Raw genomic sequence first — 16,947 nt, 5'->3', positions numbered from 1 at the left:
CGGGGATAAATCCCCTCGCCACAAGGGATCTCATTGCCACAGGGGATCTCATTGCCACGGTGGATTGTGGGGAGGGTGGGCGATGAGTGTGTTGCCGTATGCCTGGGCCAAGGCGCAGCGGATTCTTTTGCGCGATGGCGTGTTGACGGTGTGCCCATCGACGCCCGGCTGGTCGATCAGCGAAGTGCGTCGGCAGTTCGGCGCGACGCAGGTCGAGCGGGTGCGTGATGACGAGCTTGAAGGTTTGCTCGCCAGCGCTTACGCCGACACCGGCAGTGCGGCGGCGGTGGTGGGTGCTGCGGAAAACGAGGTCGATCTCGATCGGCTGATGCAGGACATGCCGGAGATCACCGACCTGCTCGACACCCAGGACGGCGCGCCGGTGATCCGCATGATCAACGCCTTGCTCACCCAGGCCGCGCGTGATGAGGCCAGCGACATTCACATCGAGCCGTTCGAAACCCATTCGGTGGTGCGCTACCGCGTCGACGGCACCCTGCGCGATGTGGTCTCGCCGCGCAAGGCGTTGCACGGTGCGCTGGTGTCGCGGATCAAGATCATGGCTCAGCTCGATATCGCTGAAAAACGCCTGCCGCAGGATGGGCGGATCGCGTTGCGCGTAGCGGGGCGGCCGATCGATATTCGTGTGTCGACGGTGCCCACCGGCCACGGCGAGCGCGTGGTGATGCGCTTGCTCGACAAACAGGCCGGGCGCCTGCATCTGGAAACTTTGGGCATGGATGCGCAGGTGCTGGCCAAACTCGATCACCTGATCCGCCAGCCCCACGGCATCGTCCTGGTCACCGGGCCGACCGGCAGCGGCAAGACCACCAGCCTCTACGCGGCGCTGGCGCGGCTGGATGCGAGCACCAGCAACATCCTCACCGTGGAAGATCCGGTGGAATACGATTTGCCGGGGATCAGCCAGATTCAGGTCAACGCCAAGATCGACATGACCTTTGCCCTCGCGCTGCGGGCGATTCTGCGGCAAGACCCGGACATCATCATGATCGGCGAGATCCGCGATCTCGAGACCGCGCAAATCGCCGTGCAGGCCTCGCTCACCGGGCATCTGGTGCTGGCGACGCTGCACACCAACGACGCGGTGTCGGCGGTCAATCGCCTGATCGATATGGGCGTTGAGCCGTTCTTGCTCGCGTCATCCATGCTCGGCGTCCTCGCGCAACGTCTGGTGCGACGCCTGTGCAATCAGTGCAAACAGGAAGACCCGGCCACGCCCGGCACCTGGCGTCCGGTCGGTTGCGCGGCGTGCAATCACACCGGTTACAGCGGCCGCACCGGCATTCACGAATTGTTCTGCATCGACGACAACATCCGCACGCTGATTCACCAAGGAGCAGGGGAGCAGGCCCTGCGCGCGGCGGCGTCGAAAGCGGGGATGTTCAGCCTGCGTGAGGACGGTGAGCGCTGGATTCGCAGCGGTGCCACCGCGCCGGAAGAAATCCTTCGTGTGACACGGGACGCCTGATGAATCGCTATCGCTTTGAAGCGGCGGATGCCACGGGAAAAATCGAGTCCGGGCACCTTGAGGCGGATAGCCAGAGCGCGGCGTTCAGTGCCTTGCGCGGGCGTGGGCTGACGGCGCTGTCGGTGCACGAGGAAAGCAACGTCGCCCGACACGGCGGCGGCGGTTTGTTCAGCGCCAAACTTTCCGACAACGACCTCGCCTGGGCCACGCGGCAACTGGCGAGCCTGCTCGGTGCCAGCCTGCCATTGGAAGCAGCGCTGAGCGCCACGGTCGAGCAGGCCGAGAAAAAGCACATCGCCCAGACCCTTAGTGCCGTGCGCGCTGATGTGCGCAGCGGCATGCGTCTGGCGGAATCGCTGGCGTCGCGGCCACGGGATTTTCCCGAGATTTACCGCGCGCTGATTGCCGCTGGCGAAGAGTCTGGCGATCTCGCCCAGGTGATGGAACGGTTGGCCGATTACATCGAGGAACGCAACAACCTGCGCGGCAAGATTCTTACCGCGTTCATCTATCCGGGCGTGGTCGGGCTGGTGTCGATCGGCATTGTGATTTTCCTGCTCAGCTACGTGGTACCGCAGGTGGTCAGCGCGTTTTCCCAGGCGCGGCAGGATTTGCCGGGGCTGACGCTGGCGATGCTTACCGCCAGTGATTTCATTCGTGCGTGGGGTTGGTTGTGTGCGGCGCTGATGGCCGGGGCGTTCTGGAGTTGGCGTCTGTATTTGCGTAATCCGGCGGCGCGCTTGAGCTGGCATCACCGGGTGCTAAAGTTGCCGCTGTTCGGGCGTTTCATTCTCGGCCTGAACACCGCGCGATTCGCCTCGACCCTGGCAATTCTCGGCGGCGCCGGGGTGCCGTTGTTGCGTGCGCTGGAAGCAGCGCGGCAGACCTTGTCCAACGACCGCTTGAGCCTGAGCGTCAGCGAGGCCACGGCAAAGGTGCGCGAAGGCGTCAACCTCGCCGCCGCGCTGCGGGTGGAGAATGTGTTTCCGCCGGTGCTGATTCACCTGATCGCCAGCGGCGAGAAAACCGGTTCGCTGCCGCCGATGCTCGAGCGCGCGGCGCAGACGCTTTCCCGGGACATTGAACGACGGGCGATGGGCATGACCGCGCTGCTGGAGCCGCTGATGATTGTGGTGATGGGCGGGGTGGTGCTGGTGATTGTGATGGCGGTGTTGTTGCCGATTATTGAGATCAATCAGTTGGTGCAGTAGCCAAATTTGATGTTGGCCGGGCTGGCCTCTTCGCTGGCAAGCCAGCTCCCACAGGTTTTTGTGTTGTACCCCAGATTGCATTAACAACACTGCACCCCTGTGGGAGCTGGCTTGCCAGCGATTGGGCCATTCCAGCCAACAAATTTCCCAAATAACTTTCACCGGTCTGCCTACCCCCCGAGCCCCAATCCGCCCATCCTCGGGTTCTCCATTCTGTCATCTGCAACCACCCGCCAACGGCTCCAGCCCGATTCAGCCAAACCCCCGATCCAGACGCGCCGAAACCCACCGCAAACACCCGAGAAATCCGCACCAAAATCCCCGCGCAGCTCCCGAGGTTTTTTCCTTTATCTGTCACCGGAAGCTGCGAATTTCTCCCTGCGGCTCCACTGCGGTGGACCCTCCCGGTGTCATGCAAGCCTTCCGAAACCTGTGTTCCAAACCAAGTTGAAAAGGAGATTCTTCATGTTCAAGCGCACTCTGATCGCCGCCTCACTGACCGTCGCCGCTCTGGCTTCCGCCCAGGCCATGGCCGTAACCGGTGGTGGCGCCTCGCTGCCTGCCGCGCTGTACAAAGGTTCTGCCAACAGCATCCTGCCAGCCAACTTCAGCTACGCCGTGACCGGTAGCGGCGTCGGCAAAAGCGCTTTCCTGACCAACAACGCTGCCCAGTTCAGCACCACCGGCACCGTGCACTTCGCCGCTAGCGACTCGATCCTCAGCGCTTCGGAACTCAGCACCTACACCACCAACTTCGGTGCTTCGTACGGCCCGCTGATCCAGCTGCCATCGGTGGCCACTTCGGTTGCCATTCCGTACAAAAAATCCGGTCAGACCGCGCTCAACCTGACCAGCGCTCAACTGTGCGATGCGCTGTCGGGCACCGCCACCACTTGGGGCGCTCTGCTGGGTAACGCCGACAGCACGCCGATCCGTGTGGTTTACCGCAGCGTGTCCAGTGGCACCACTGAAATCCTCAGTCGCCACCTGAACGCCGTTTGCCCAGGCAAATTCGCCGTCAACTCCACCTTCACCAACGCTCGTCTGCCGGCCGGTTCCGCGCTGCCATCGACTTGGGTCGGCGTAGCCAACACCGCTGATGTGGCCACTGCGGTGAACGCCGTGGACGGTTCGATCGGCTATGTGGGTCCGGATGGCGTGAACGCCACCAGCAACGCTGTGGTTGCCCGCGTCAATGGCGTCCAGCCAACCAACGCTAACGTGACGCTGGCGCTGAGCACTGCACCTGTGCCAAGCGCACCTGCCAACCCGGCTGGCTGGGCCCCGGTCGTGCCTAACCCGGCAAGCGGTTACCCGATTGTGGCTTACACCAACTTCATCTTCGGCCAGTGCTACAAAGATGCAGCCGTGGCCACCGCCGTGCGCAACTTCCTGACCACCCACTACAGCAACCCGGGCAACAACGTCGCCACCGTCGCCCACAGCTTCACGCCGGTTCCCAACAACTGGAAAACCGCTGTGACCGCCAACTTCATCACCAACACCTCGGGCAATAACCTGGACATCAACAACGCCAACGCCTGCAACGGCATTGGTCGTCCTTTGTAAGCCTTGTCTCAACTGCAATGAAACGGCAGCAGCCTTCGGGCTGCTGTTTTTTTTTGCCGATTTACTCCTCGAACATGAAGTTTGTGTGACATCCGTTCGGTCGTGAGGCTCGCCAACTGCCTATGTCGTAACAGCAGGGCTGATCCGACCTGCCACCCAAAAGGACCTGTAGTGATGCTTGCTCGCACCTCCCGTCACAGTAACCGTATCCGGCCGATCAAACGTGGCGCGGGCGATCCCGCACAGTGGCTGCTCAAGCCATTGGCGCAAGCTGTCGCCTTGTGTCTGGTGGCGGGCAGTGCCGAGGCGGCGACAGCGTTCAGTTCCACCTGGTTTGCCGCGAAGGGCGCGGCGCAGCAGGCTTCGGCGTCGCGTCCGAGTGGGAGCGGTCTGCCGGGGATGACCCCACCGCTGGCACAGCAGCAACGGGCCAGCCAGCAGTTGCAGCGCTCTTTGCAGACACTCAATAACACCGTTGCAGCGATTGCCGCTCAGCAGGCCGCACAAGCCGCTGGACGTGCCGCCGCATTGGGCAGTGTGCAAGTGGTTCCGGACGGATTGGGCGAGGGCGGCCTGAAGGTCGATAACAGCCTGAGCCAGGGCTGGATGAACGCCAAAGGCCCGCAACAAACCCAGGCCGACGGCAAGACCACGGTGAAGATCGAGCAGACCGCCGACAAGGCGATTCTCAATTGGGAAACGTTCGACGTCGGCCGCAATACCACAGTGGAATTTGCCCAGCAGGCCAACTGGGCGGTGCTCAATCGCGTCAACGATCCGAGCGCACGGGCCAGCCAGATCCAGGGGCAGATCAAAGCGGACGGCACGGTGATGCTGATCAACCGCAACGGCATCGTCTTCAGCGGTGGCAGCCAGGTCAATGTGCGAAATCTGGTAGCGGCAGCCGCGAACATGACCGATGCACAATTTCGCGATCGGGGTCTGTATTTCGACAGCACCGGCAGTCAGCCGACCTTTACCGACGCTGCTGGCAAAGTCCTGGTGGAGCGTGGCGCAGCCATACAAACGCATCAACCTGCGCTCTCCACCGACGCCGGCGGCTATACCTTGCTGCTCGGCCAGGACGTGCAGAACGACGGCTCGATCAGTACGGCCAAAGGTCAGACGGTGCTGGGTGCGGGGGACCGTTTCTATATCCGCAAGGGCTCGGGCACCGACGGCAATGGTTATTCAACCACCTTCGGCAGTGAGGTCATTCCCGGTTTCAAGGCTGACAGCTCGGGCAAAGTCAGCAACACCGGCCTGATCCAGGCATCCACCGGCGACATCACCCTGACCGGCCGCGATGTTGTGCAAAACGGTGTGCTGCTGGCGAGCACTTCGGTGGCGACGCGCGGCACCGTGCATTTGCTCAATCCGGCCAGCGATGCCCAAGGCCGTGTGACCCTGGGCGAAAATGGCGTCAGTGCGATTCTGCTCGACAGCAGTGATCTCACGGCCCTGGACAGCCAGCGCGAGGCGGCGCTGACCGGCGTCAACGCCAACAACCGGATCCGCAGCGATCAGTCACGCATCGACATCGGCAGCGGCGGCACCGTCGAATTCAAAAGCGGCTCGATCACCCTTGCCACCGGTGGGCAGGTGGCAGTTGCCGCCGGACAGCGCAGTCTATTGCGCGAGGGGGCGGTGATCGACGTGTCCGGCGCCCTCGGCGTCAAAGTGGCGATGGCAAACAACAACATCAAGATCAACGTCCAGGGCAACGAGCAGCGTGATGCGCCGGTCAATCGCGAGAACGGCGCGCTCAACAGTAACGACATCTGGGTCGATGTCCGTGAGCTGGTATTCGTGCCGGCGGGCACCAACGGTTACGCCACCGACCGCTGGTACACCGCCGGTGGGTTGTTGGAGGTCGGCGGATACCTCGGCACTCAGGGCCATGGCGTTGGTGAATGGATGGCGCAGGGCGGTGAGGTGCGGTTTTCCGGAAAGGACGTGATCAGCGAAAAAGGTTCGCTGATCAATGTGTCCGGCGGCACGCTTGATGTGCAGGGCGGCGAGATTCGCCAGAGCTGGCTGCGCGGTGCGGACGGGCGGTTATACGAAGTGTCGCGTGCGCCGGGCGATATTCTCTACAACGGTCTTTACAAAGGTTACGAAAGTCACAGCGAGCGCTGGGGCCAGACGGATTATTTCTATAGCCCGCTGATCGCGCCGACGCGTCGCCAGGAGGCGGGGTACACCGTTGGCCGGGATGCCGGCCAGTTGGTGATCGCCACGGGCAACGCCGTGCTGGATGGCCAGCTGTTGGGTGAGGTGTTTCAGGGCGAACGGCAAATCCAGGCACCGCGGGCAGGTCTGGACGGCTATGCCCAGACCCAGACCGCCCGGGCGCGGCGAGGGCAGTTGGTGGTTGGCAGTTACGATGCTGCTTATGTCGCTGCCAGTGCCGGCCTGCTCTATCAACTCGACCCGTTGCTCGATCAGGTGCAAGTGGGGGGCGCGCATGCCAGCGTAGCGAACGCAGGGCTGACCGATGCGGTCGCGGCAGAACGCGCAGGCAAACTGTTCCTCGATGCCGGGCTGCTCAATGGTTTCGCGCTGGGCGCGCTGAAGATTTCGGCGAAAAACACGATTGAAGTCAATGAAGGCGTGACGGTGGATCACGGTGGCAACATCACCCTGTTCAGCCCTGACGTGCAGGTCAATGCCGATCTGATTGCGCAAGGCGGCAGCCTGCAATTGGGCAACGTTTTGAACCAGCTCGCCACCGATCGGCGTGATGACACCAGTCTCCAGGTTTCAGCAGGCAAGCAAGCGCGAGTGACGGTTGCGCAGGGTGTGCAGCTGCAGACACGCGGTCTGTGGCGCAACCTGTCGAGTAACCCGGACGACGCGGGCGGCCTGGCGTACCTCAATGGCGGGACGGTGTCGATCCGCAGTACCGGCGACATTCTGCTGGCCAGTGGCAGTCTGGTCGATGTTTCGTCGGGCGGTGCGGTATTGGCCAACGGCAAGACGCGTGGCGGCAAGGGTGGCGACGTGACGCTTGAATCCAGCGCCAACAGTGCGCCAGGCCAGTCGCGCATGGTGCTCGATGGCGAGGTGCAGGGCTATGGCGTGAACGGCGGCGGCACCTTGACCGTGCAGGCCAGCAAGGTGCGGATCGGCGCTTCCGGCGAAGTGTCCGAAGAACAGACCCTGCGCCTGACGCCGGAGCTGTTCCGCACGGGGTTCAGCGCCTACAACATCATCGGTCTGAAGGGGCTGGAGGTCGCCGCGCAAAGCGCGATCGATGTGCAGATGCCGGTCTATCGATTTGGCGAATCCGCCTCGACCATTGTGTCCGGTATGTCGCCGCGCGCTGCGCTGGAGCTATGGACGCCCGCGTTATTTCAGGAAGACCCGCTCAAGGGCGTCTTGACGCAAAGGGCCGGCGCTTCTGTCGCATTGCAGGCGGGCGCGACGCTTGCTGGCTTGATTGATCCCGCCAGCAGTCCGTTGTCGATTGGCGAAGGCTCACGGATCAGTGTCGATCCCGGCCAGCGCATCGGTTTGCGCGGGGCAGGCCAGATCACGCTTGATGGTGAACTCAACGCCTGGGGCGGTATTGTCGATATCCGTCAACAGCAGTTCGGCGCGATTGATGTGGCGACGTCCTTGCAAGAGGCCGATCCGACCCCGCACAACCGTTCGATCTGGATCGGTGAACATGCCTTGATCGATGTCGCCGGTCGGGCAGCGACCGCTGTCGATGCGCTGGGCCGCGTCTACGGCCAAGTTGGCAAGGGTGGCTCGATCATTGTCGGTGGCGAGATTGATGTGAAGAAAATCACGGCGACCGCTGCCGATGCTTACGTCATCATCCGCCAAGGTGCGCGACTGGAAGCGTCCGGTGCGCAAGCCGTGCTCGATAGCGGTGGGCAAGGCCCCGCTCGTGTGGCCACCGATGGCGGACGGATCACCCTGAGTTCCTACAATGGTCTGTTCATCGAGGGCAGTCTGCAGGCCAATGCTGGCGGTGCAGGTGCGGCGGGCGGGCGTCTGGAGATCGCTCTGGATACACCGGCGTACGGTCCCGCGAACTTGAGCAATGCGGTGCGCGTGCCACGTGAAATGATCATTGCCCAAGGGCCAGCGCCGGCACTGCCGCAGCCGCTGCGAGCGGGTGAGGCTTCGCCACTTTTACGCTACGGGCGTGCACGCTTGAGTGCCGATCAACTGATGAGCGGTGGCTTCGGCAGCGTGAGTCTGCTGAGCAACGGTCTGATGACGTTCGACGGCGATGTCGACCTGCATATGGGGCAGGGCCTGAGCCTGTTCGCCGGTTCTCTTTCATTGGCCGAGTCGGCGAGTGACAGCGCCCGGGTCAACCTCAGCGCACCTTACCTGCGCCTGTCAGGGCTGGGCACCTATTTGAGCTCGGAAGTCAAAGTGCGTCCGCGGGTGATGAGCAATCCGACAGCGCAGTTGTCCGGCGCGCAATTCACCGCCAGCGCGAACCTGCTGGACGTGGGCAACTCGCTTTCATTCGGCACCGAAGGGACTCTCGTGCAATCGGCCGCACCGGCGCTGACGGTCAGCCGCCGTGGCTTTGGTCTGGTCACGCTCGACAGCCAGGGCGACCTGCGCTTCCTCGCGCCAACCGATGAACAGCAGCGCAGCCGTCTGTGGACTGCGGGTGACATGCACATGCGGGCTGCGCAGATCTACCCGGCCAGTGGCGTCTCGGCTGAGGTGCGAGTGGGCTATCAAAGTATGGCCGGATCGGTGCCGGAGCATACGTTGCGTATCGGCAATCACGGGGCGGCGCCGACCGCTTTGCCTTACTCGGTGTTCGGCAGCCTGACACTCAGTGCGGGACAGATCGAGCAGGGCGGCGTCATTCGTGCGCCTTTGGGGCTGATATCCCTGGGTGATGACGTCATTGTCAAAACCCGTGAACTTCAACTTCTGCCGGGCAGCGTGACTTCAGTCAGCGCCGCCGGACTGGTCATGCCCTATGGAGGAACCACCGACGGTATCGACTATCGGTACAACGGTAAGTCGGTGATGTTGAATGGCATTGCCGGAGCGACCTCCGGGGTCATCCTTGATGCGCAATACACCAATGTGCAGGCCGGGGCGGTGATCGATCTTTCGGGCGGCGGCGATTTGCGCGGTGCCGGTTTTGTCTCCGGACGAGGTGGCTCCACCGATGCGCGTTTCAATCCGCTGGTACGCAATGCCACCGATGGCACCTTCAGTTTGCCGGGACTGGCCAGCAACCCCGTGTATGCAATCGTGGCCGGTGACCAGAGCCGCTATGCGCCGATGCTGGCCGAGGCCGGCGCGGTCGACCCGCGTATCGGCCAGCAGATCACCCTCGGGACCGGCGTTGCCGGACTGGCACCCGGCACCTACACCTTGTTGCCATCGACCTTTGCCTTGTTACCGGGCGCCTTCCGGGTCGAAATCAATGGTCAAGCGATTGCGGGGCCGATGGACAGTGCGTTGAAGTTGCGCAATGGCTCGTGGACCACGGCCGGACAGCTGTCGATTGCCAACACCGGTATCCGCGACAGTTTGCCCAGCCAGGTCATCGTGACGTCTGCCGATGTGCTGCGGCGCTATTCACAGTACAACGAAACCGGGTTCAGCCAATTTGTGCTCAACGATGCTGCCCGCCGCGGTCTGCCGCGCGCCCGCACACCGCTGGACGGCAACACGCTGCACCTGCGCATGGTCAGTGGCGGCGAGCACGACTCAGCCCTGGATTTCAACGGGCAGGTGCTGTTCAAACCTGCCAGCGGCGGAGTCATTGGTACGGCGGTCGTTCAGGGCGGTTATACCGGCGCAGAGTTTGAAATTCTCGGTGCCGGGCATACGCGAACGCCAGGGTTCGACGGTGTATCGCTGTACGCCGACACCCTCAACCGCTTGAATGCCGGACGCTTGACCATCGGTGGCACCCCAACCGTGTATTACGGTTCGGAGGGCGGCTCGATCAAGGTGATCGGCAATACCTCGGCGATTCGTCTGCGCGAAGGCGCGATCCTCTCGGCGCCAGAGGTTGTGCTGAGCAGTAACAGCGCCAATGGCGGCATCACCATCGATGCGGGAGCGGGGGTCAATACCTTGGGGCGAGGTAACGTCCCGTATGATGCCGCAGCCGGTTTCGTCTACGAACCGGGGCGTTCCAGCCTGCTGGTGGTGTCCAACGGCTGGACGCCGGTGCTTGCGCCCTCCGATGGCGGGGGCGGGAGCATTCGTATCGGCAACTGTCCGACGGCCGATTGCACCGCTGCGGCGTTGCTGTACTCCAACGGCAGCATCATCGCCGCCACTGACAAAGACTTCGAACTGGGCGAAAGCGTGCGCTTTGGCACTCGCCAACTCGGGCTTTCGGTCGGTGTGGTCAATGCCGGCAGTCCGCAAGCACTGGCCGCAGCCAGCGGCCGCACACCCGCGGGCCTGACGCTTAACCAGAACGTGCTGGATCGCCTGTTGCAGGGCGACACGCAATCTGGCGCCCCCGCGCTGGAAACCCTGAGTCTGGTGGCCCGCGATGCGTTCAACTTTTTCGGCAGCGTGACCCTCGACACCATTGATCCGCAGACCGGCCAGAGCCGTTTGCAGAATCTGGTGTTGGGTAGCCCGGCTATCTACGGCTCGGGCGCTGCCACCGATGTCGCGACGATCCGCACCCGCAATCTGATCTGGAACGGGGCGACTCAGGCCCCGGGTACGGTGGTCAACGACGGCGCCGGCAACGGGCACGGCACGCTGGATATTCAGGCGCAGCGGATCGAATTGGGTTATGGCCCGAACCCGCAGCCCAATGGCCTGGATCGCAATAACCGACTGGCCCTGGGATTTGCCAACGTCAACTTCAACGCCAGCGAGCGCATCACCGCCAACCACAAGGGCAGTCTGGCGGTGTACGAATCCCAAGGAGCTTATGACGCGGTCAAGGGGTTCAGCTACAGCGGCGGCAATCTCAATCTGCGCACGCCATTGCTGACCGGCGAGGCCGCCTCGGTCAGTGAACTCAAGGCGGGCAACAACCTGACTCTGAGTGGTAGCGCCACAACGGCTGCCGCGGATGCCCTCGGTGCGCAACTGAGCCTGACGGCACGCAGTGTTGTGCTCGACAGTCGCATCGTCCTCGCCAGCGGCAAGCTGCTGGTCAATGCCGAGGATGATCTGCTGCTTGGCAGCGGCGCGCAGGTGGACATGGCGGGCCGGGTTCTGCCGTTCAATGATGTGCAGAAATACAGCTGGGGCGGCGACGTGTCGTTGCAGAGCAACAACGGCAATATTCGTCAGTTGGCGGGCTCGCGAATCGATCTGTCCGCCGTCAACAATCAGGCCGGGCAATTGAACGTTGTGGCCTTGGCCACTGACGCTGGACAGGTTGATCTGCAAGGGCAGATTGTCGGCAGCAGCAGTGGCTATTACGACGCGGGCGGTACGTGGGTGCCGTACAAGGCCGCTGGCGTGGACATTCGCGCCCAGCGCTTGGCGGGTGATTTGAGCGAGGCCTTTGCCAGCCTTAACCTGCGCTTGAATGCCGGCGGGGTAGTGGGCAGTCGAAGCTTCCAGTTCAAGCAGGGCAATCTGCGTATCGGTAACGAACTCAAAGCGGGCCAAGTCAATGTCTCGGTGGACAACGGCAACCTGACCGTGGACGGGGTGATCGATGCCAGTGGTGAACGGGTCGGCAGCATTCGCCTTGCCGGCAAAAACGGTTTGAACCTGACAGGCAACGCGCTGCTCGATGCCCATGGCCGCGTACTGCGCGTCGACAGCTACGGCAAAATCATCGACGCACCGAACCGCGCCATGGTTGAACTCAATTCAGGTGACGGCGTGCTGACGCTGGCCGCTGGTGCACGGATTGATCTGCGTCACGGCACCGATGCAGTGCCTGGAAACCAGGCGGGACAACGCGATGACGTGTTGCGTGGGACGCTGGAGCTGAATGCACCGCGCCTGGGCAGCGGTGACATTGCGGTGGATGCCAGCGGTACGTTGAGTATTCAAGGTGCCCGCTCCATCGGGCTGAATGCCGTGCGAAGTTACAGTGATGCTGCCGATGGCACCGATCCGGCGGCCAGCGGTCGCCCGTATCAAGTGATCGATCAAGCCTACCTGGATCGCATTCACTCGGACAGCAGCGGCTTTATCGATGCGGCGCTGGGTAACAGTGATCTGCTACAACGCAAACTGGCCGGCCTCAACAATGCGACCTATGCCGATGCGTTTCATCTGCGCCCGGGGGTGGAAATCGTCAGCAAAACCGCTGACGGCGATCTGGTGGTGCAGGGCGATCTCGACTTGTCCGGCTACCGTTACGCCAGCCTCAACCCACACACTCGCCGGACCTCGGTGTATGGCAGCGGGGAAGCGGGCAGCCTGTTGATCCGTGCCGGTGGCAACCTCGATATCTACGGCAGCATCAACGACGGTTTCGCACCGCCGCCGGAAACCGTGGACGACGCTGGCTGGAAACTGTTGCCGGGGATACAGCCTTTCGGCGGTGACCTGATCGTACCGGGCAGTGGTGTCAGCCTTGCCGAAGGGACGCTCTTTCCGGTTGGCGCCACCTTGAATTACGACCTGCCGATTCAAGCCGCCACACTGGCCGCGGGCACGGTGTTGCCGGTTCAGAGCACTTTGGCCGCACCTTACGTGTTACAGGGTGGAACGGTGCTGGCCGGCGATGTGCATGACGCGGCGGGTAACCTGATGTATGCCGCCGGTACGTTGCTCGACAACGCTGTGACCCTGCCGGCCGGCAGTCGTTTGGGTGCAGGTATTCGCTTGAACAACGCCACCGCACTGCAGGCCCTGCTCTGGCCCAAAGGCGTGCCGCTGCCGGGTGCGGTTGATGCCGACAATAAAACGGTGGGTGTTGTGTTGAACGGAACGTTGGCGCTGTTGCGGGGTTCGCTGATCCCCTCCATGACCAACGTGAAGCTCGCCGATGGCACGGTATTCCTCGACCTGCGTCCTGCCAATGGAAACCAGCAAGGTCGAAACTGGGCGATCGCCAGCATGCTGCCGGCGGGCAGTGCGTCGTGGTCGATGCGCATGGTGGCAGGGGCCGATCTGACCGCGGCCGACAGCCGTAGCGTGAAACCTCAGGCCAGCGTTGGCAACTTGCAGATGGCCGACACTCACTATGGTGTGAGCATGATCGAGGTGGCCGGCAAACTGGTCTGGGCGGTGGATAACGAGTATGGCTTTACACCGTACGAACCGGTTCCCGAGGAATACCTTGTGCTCTGTGATATCGCTCCCGGTTCTTGCGCGCCCATGGCACGCAGTGTGTGGGCGCCTGGCAACTGGATGGGCATGCCGGATTACACACCGATGAACGATGACGAATTGTTCTGGTGCTCCATCGACCCGGCACTGTGCATTGAAAACAATCCGAGCAAGAGCGCCCAGGCCCACACGCAGATGTTCAGCGTTTTGCGTACTGGCACCGGCGACCTGGATTTGATGGCGGCCGGTAACCTGAGCATGGCCTCACCTTTCGGCGTCTACACCGCCGGCACCCAATCGGCAGACGTCGACGCGCGTTATAACCAGCCCCGCGGAAGGCTGTCGGCTGATGGCTCGGTATTGGGCAGCGCTGGCAGCGATTACGAAAAATGGGTCGATGGCGGCAGTGCCAGCCTCTATCAGGCCTGGTATCCGCAGATGGGCGGTAACCTGACGATCAATGCCGGCGGGTCTGTGTCGGGTGACGTGCTTGGCCGTCGCTCGGTCGCCACGGGCGACGGTACGCGGGAGCAGGTGCCGAGTGTGGCGGTGGGCAATTGGCTCTGGCGCCAGGGCACCGGCAACAACGATGTACCGACTGCCTGGTGGATCAATTTCGGCAGCTACGCTGCGCAGCCATTGCCAGCGCTGGGCGAGGAAACGAGACCTTATCTGGTGGGCTTTACCGGGTTCGGTACGCTGGGCGGCGGCAACATCAGTCTGAGCGCCGGCGGGGATGCCGGCATGCTCAAGGCCATGGGCGACGACAGGTATGCGTCGTACCCTCGCAGTCAGGGGTTGATCGTGGCTGTCGGCAGTACGGGCCGCGTGGACAGTGACGGGAACCTGCAACTGACCGGTGGCGGAGACCTGGATATTCGTCTGGGCGGTGTCCTTAATCCGTCTCTGCAGGCACGTGCCGGCCTGGCGGGTACCGGCACGCCGACGCACGACTTGCAGGGCGCGCTCATCAACCTGCGCGGTGCGGCGCAACTGACGGGCGCCGCGTTGGGCGGTATCAATCTGCAGTACGGCGCCTCGGCGCTGTTTCATGACCCACGGGAAACGCGCGCCTTCGACCCGTTCAACTCGACGGCCAGTAATGCCAGTGGTGGGCTGGTGCTGATTCCCGGTGACTCCGGCATGCGCCTCAACACCCGCGGCGATCTGGTGTTGGGCGGCGCCGCCGATCCGGGCCGCGTGAGGTTGCAGAACTCCACACCGTTTACCACGGCGGATGGCATTTACCATGCCGGTGGCGGTTTGAGTGGTTTCTCGCTGTGGACCGATCACACGGCCATCGATTTGTTCTCGGCCGGCGGCAACCTGACGCCCAGCACCCAGTTGATGGAAACCACCGGGCAGGACCCCGTCGCCGGGCTTAACGGGTCACCGACCGATGACCGCTTCGTCTTTCCTTCGATATTGCGTGCCGTGGCCGGCCAGGGCTCGATTTATGCGGGACCATCAGCGGCCTACGGCATAGGCAACCCGGCGCCGGCTCTGGCCTGGTCATTGCTGTTGGCACCTTCCAGCGCGGGGCAGCTTGAACTGATCGCTGGGGATTCGATCTATGCCGGCGGCTACGCCATCAACCAGTCAGGGGCCAGCCCGGCGGCGCTCGCCACACCGTTTGCACCCGCGTTCAATGGCTACGGCAACAACCAGTCCGCTCGGCCGATCACGACCAACGCCGGCAGCGATGGTGTGCTGGCGCAAACCAATTCGCGCTACCCACTGTTTGCCTTTGGTCCCGATAGCTACTCGGGGTCTAGCAGTGTTCAGGGGCCGGCGCGCTTCTATGCACTGACCGGTGACCTGGTAGGAATTCGCACGGGCGAAACGCTGGCGTTCGCGACCACGAAGCGCACCTGGTATGAATCGGCAGGCCCGGTGTGGATGGTGGCGGGGCGTGACATCGTGGCGTCCGGTACCAATTTGGGGCAACCCACGTTTGCGCCCGTTGGGGGCATGGGTCGCAATAACGAACAGATCGCGTCTACCGGCAATCTGTTCGTGCATAACGATGCGCGCGACATTTCGCGGATTTCGGCCGGGCGAGACATTCTCTACAGCAGCTTCGACATTGCCGGCCCTGGTGTTCTGGACGTCAATGCCGGGCGCAATATCCTGATGGAAGATCGCGCCAGCATCACCAGCCTCGGTCCTGTCGTGGCAGGCGATCAGCGCCCCGGTGCGAGCATCGTGATGCAAGCGGGCGCGGGCGCGCAGGGGCCGGATTACTCACGGTTCATTGCGCGTTATCTGAACCCGCAAAACGTCGCGGATTCGGCTGTGGCCCTGAGCGCGCAACCGGGCAAAGTGGTCAAGACCTACGTCGAAGAACTGCAGAGTTGGCTGAGCCTGGGTTATGGCTTCAAGGGTGGCGACGAACAGGCGCAAGCCTTCTTCGCCGCACTGCCGAGTACCGAACAGGCGATCTTCGCCCGCCAGGTGTACTTCGCCGAATTGCGCGCCGGCGGCCTGGAATACACCGATGCCAATGGCCCGCGCACCGGCAGTTACTTGCGCGGTCGCAACGCCATTGCGGCGCTGTTCCCGACCACTGATGTCGCCGGCAATCCGATTCGCTACGACGGCGATATCACGATGTACGGCGGCGCCGGGGTCAAGACGCTGTTTGGCGGCGATATCCAGATGCTCACGCCGGGCGGTGGTCAGGTGTTCGGCATCGAAGGCGCGGCGCCGCCGTCGACGGCAGGGATCATCACCCAAGGCTCGGGCGACATTCAGTTGTACTCGCAAGGCAGCATTCTGCTCGGCCAGAGCCGGATCATGACCACCTTCGGCGGCTCGATTCTCGGCTGGTCCGCCGAGGGCGATATCAACGCCGGTCGCGGCTCGAAAACCACCGTGGTCTACACGCCGCCAAAACGTGTCTACGACATCTGGGGCAACGTCACGCTGTCGCCGTCGGTGCCGAGTACCGGCGCCGGTATCGCCACACTCAACCCGATCGCCGAAGTGGCACCGGGCAACATCGACCTGATCGCGCCACTGGGCACCATCGATGCCGGCGAGGCGGGGATTCGCGTCTCCGGCAACGTCAACATTGCCGCGCTGACGGTGGTCAACGCCGCGAACATTTCGGTGCAGGGCAAGGCAACCGGCGTGCCGGTGGTGTCGGCGGTGAATACCGGCGCGATCACCTCGGCCAGTTCGGCGGCATCCTCCGCTACGCAAGCGGCGGAAGACGTCGCCCGGCAGCAACAGGCAGCGGCGCGGCAGAACCAGGCCTCGGTGTTCACTGTGCAGGTGCTCAGTTTCGGCAACGAGCAACTGGCGCCGTCGCGTGATGGCGCTAGTCGCGCGCCAGCGACGGGTTATAACCCGGACAGCCCGGTGCAGGTGCTCGGCGCCGGGGCATTGGATGAACAGGCGAAGCAGCAGCTGACCGAAGAGGAGCGTGGGCAGCTGACGTTGTAAAAGACTCTCGTGCAGTAG

The 16,947-nt window shown here is 63.1% G+C and carries 4 protein-coding genes; all 4 read left to right on the top strand.

The annotated features are described in order from the left end of the window. Nucleotides 1-82 precede the first annotated feature (82 nt). Nucleotides 83-1,489, top strand: coding sequence for a type II secretion system ATPase GspE (gene gspE, locus PSH90_RS14975; RefSeq protein ID WP_305380900.1), 1,407 nt, complete (start codon nucleotides 83-85; stop codon nucleotides 1,487-1,489). Then, nucleotides 1,489-2,700 (top strand): type II secretion system inner membrane protein GspF, encoded by a 1,212-nt coding sequence (gene gspF / locus PSH90_RS14970; protein WP_305380898.1) that lies wholly within the window; start codon nucleotides 1,489-1,491, stop codon nucleotides 2,698-2,700. The genes gspE and gspF overlap by 1 nt, the downstream gene beginning before the upstream one ends. Before the next feature lie 465 nt (nucleotides 2,701-3,165). Next, entirely contained in the window at nucleotides 3,166-4,269 is a 1,104-nt protein-coding gene (locus PSH90_RS14965; RefSeq protein WP_095180160.1) for a substrate-binding domain-containing protein, read from the top strand. A 174-nt stretch (nucleotides 4,270-4,443) separates the two neighbouring features. Beyond that, nucleotides 4,444-16,929: a filamentous haemagglutinin family protein gene (locus PSH90_RS14960; protein WP_305380897.1), complete on the top strand. Its 12,486-nt coding sequence runs from the start codon at nucleotides 4,444-4,446 to the stop codon at nucleotides 16,927-16,929. Nucleotides 16,930-16,947 lie beyond the last annotated feature (18 nt).

It is taken from the genome of Pseudomonas sp. FP1762 (assembly GCF_030687105.1).
Taxonomy (GTDB): domain Bacteria; phylum Pseudomonadota; class Gammaproteobacteria; order Pseudomonadales; family Pseudomonadaceae; genus Aquipseudomonas; species Aquipseudomonas siliginis.
The sequence above is the reverse complement of the archived record's forward strand: the minus strand, read 5'-3'. Positions and strand labels throughout refer to the sequence as shown.

Coding starts and splice junctions, on each gene's coding strand:
- gspE (WP_305380900.1), top strand. CDS start 83: ATGAGTGTGTTGCCGTATGCCTGGGCCAAGGCGCAGCGGATTCTTTTG.
- gspF (WP_305380898.1), top strand. CDS start 1,489: ATGAATCGCTATCGCTTTGAAGCGGCGGATGCCACGGGAAAAATCGAG.
- PSH90_RS14965 (WP_095180160.1), top strand. CDS start 3,166: ATGTTCAAGCGCACTCTGATCGCCGCCTCACTGACCGTCGCCGCTCTG.
- PSH90_RS14960 (WP_305380897.1), top strand. CDS start 4,444: ATGCTTGCTCGCACCTCCCGTCACAGTAACCGTATCCGGCCGATCAAA.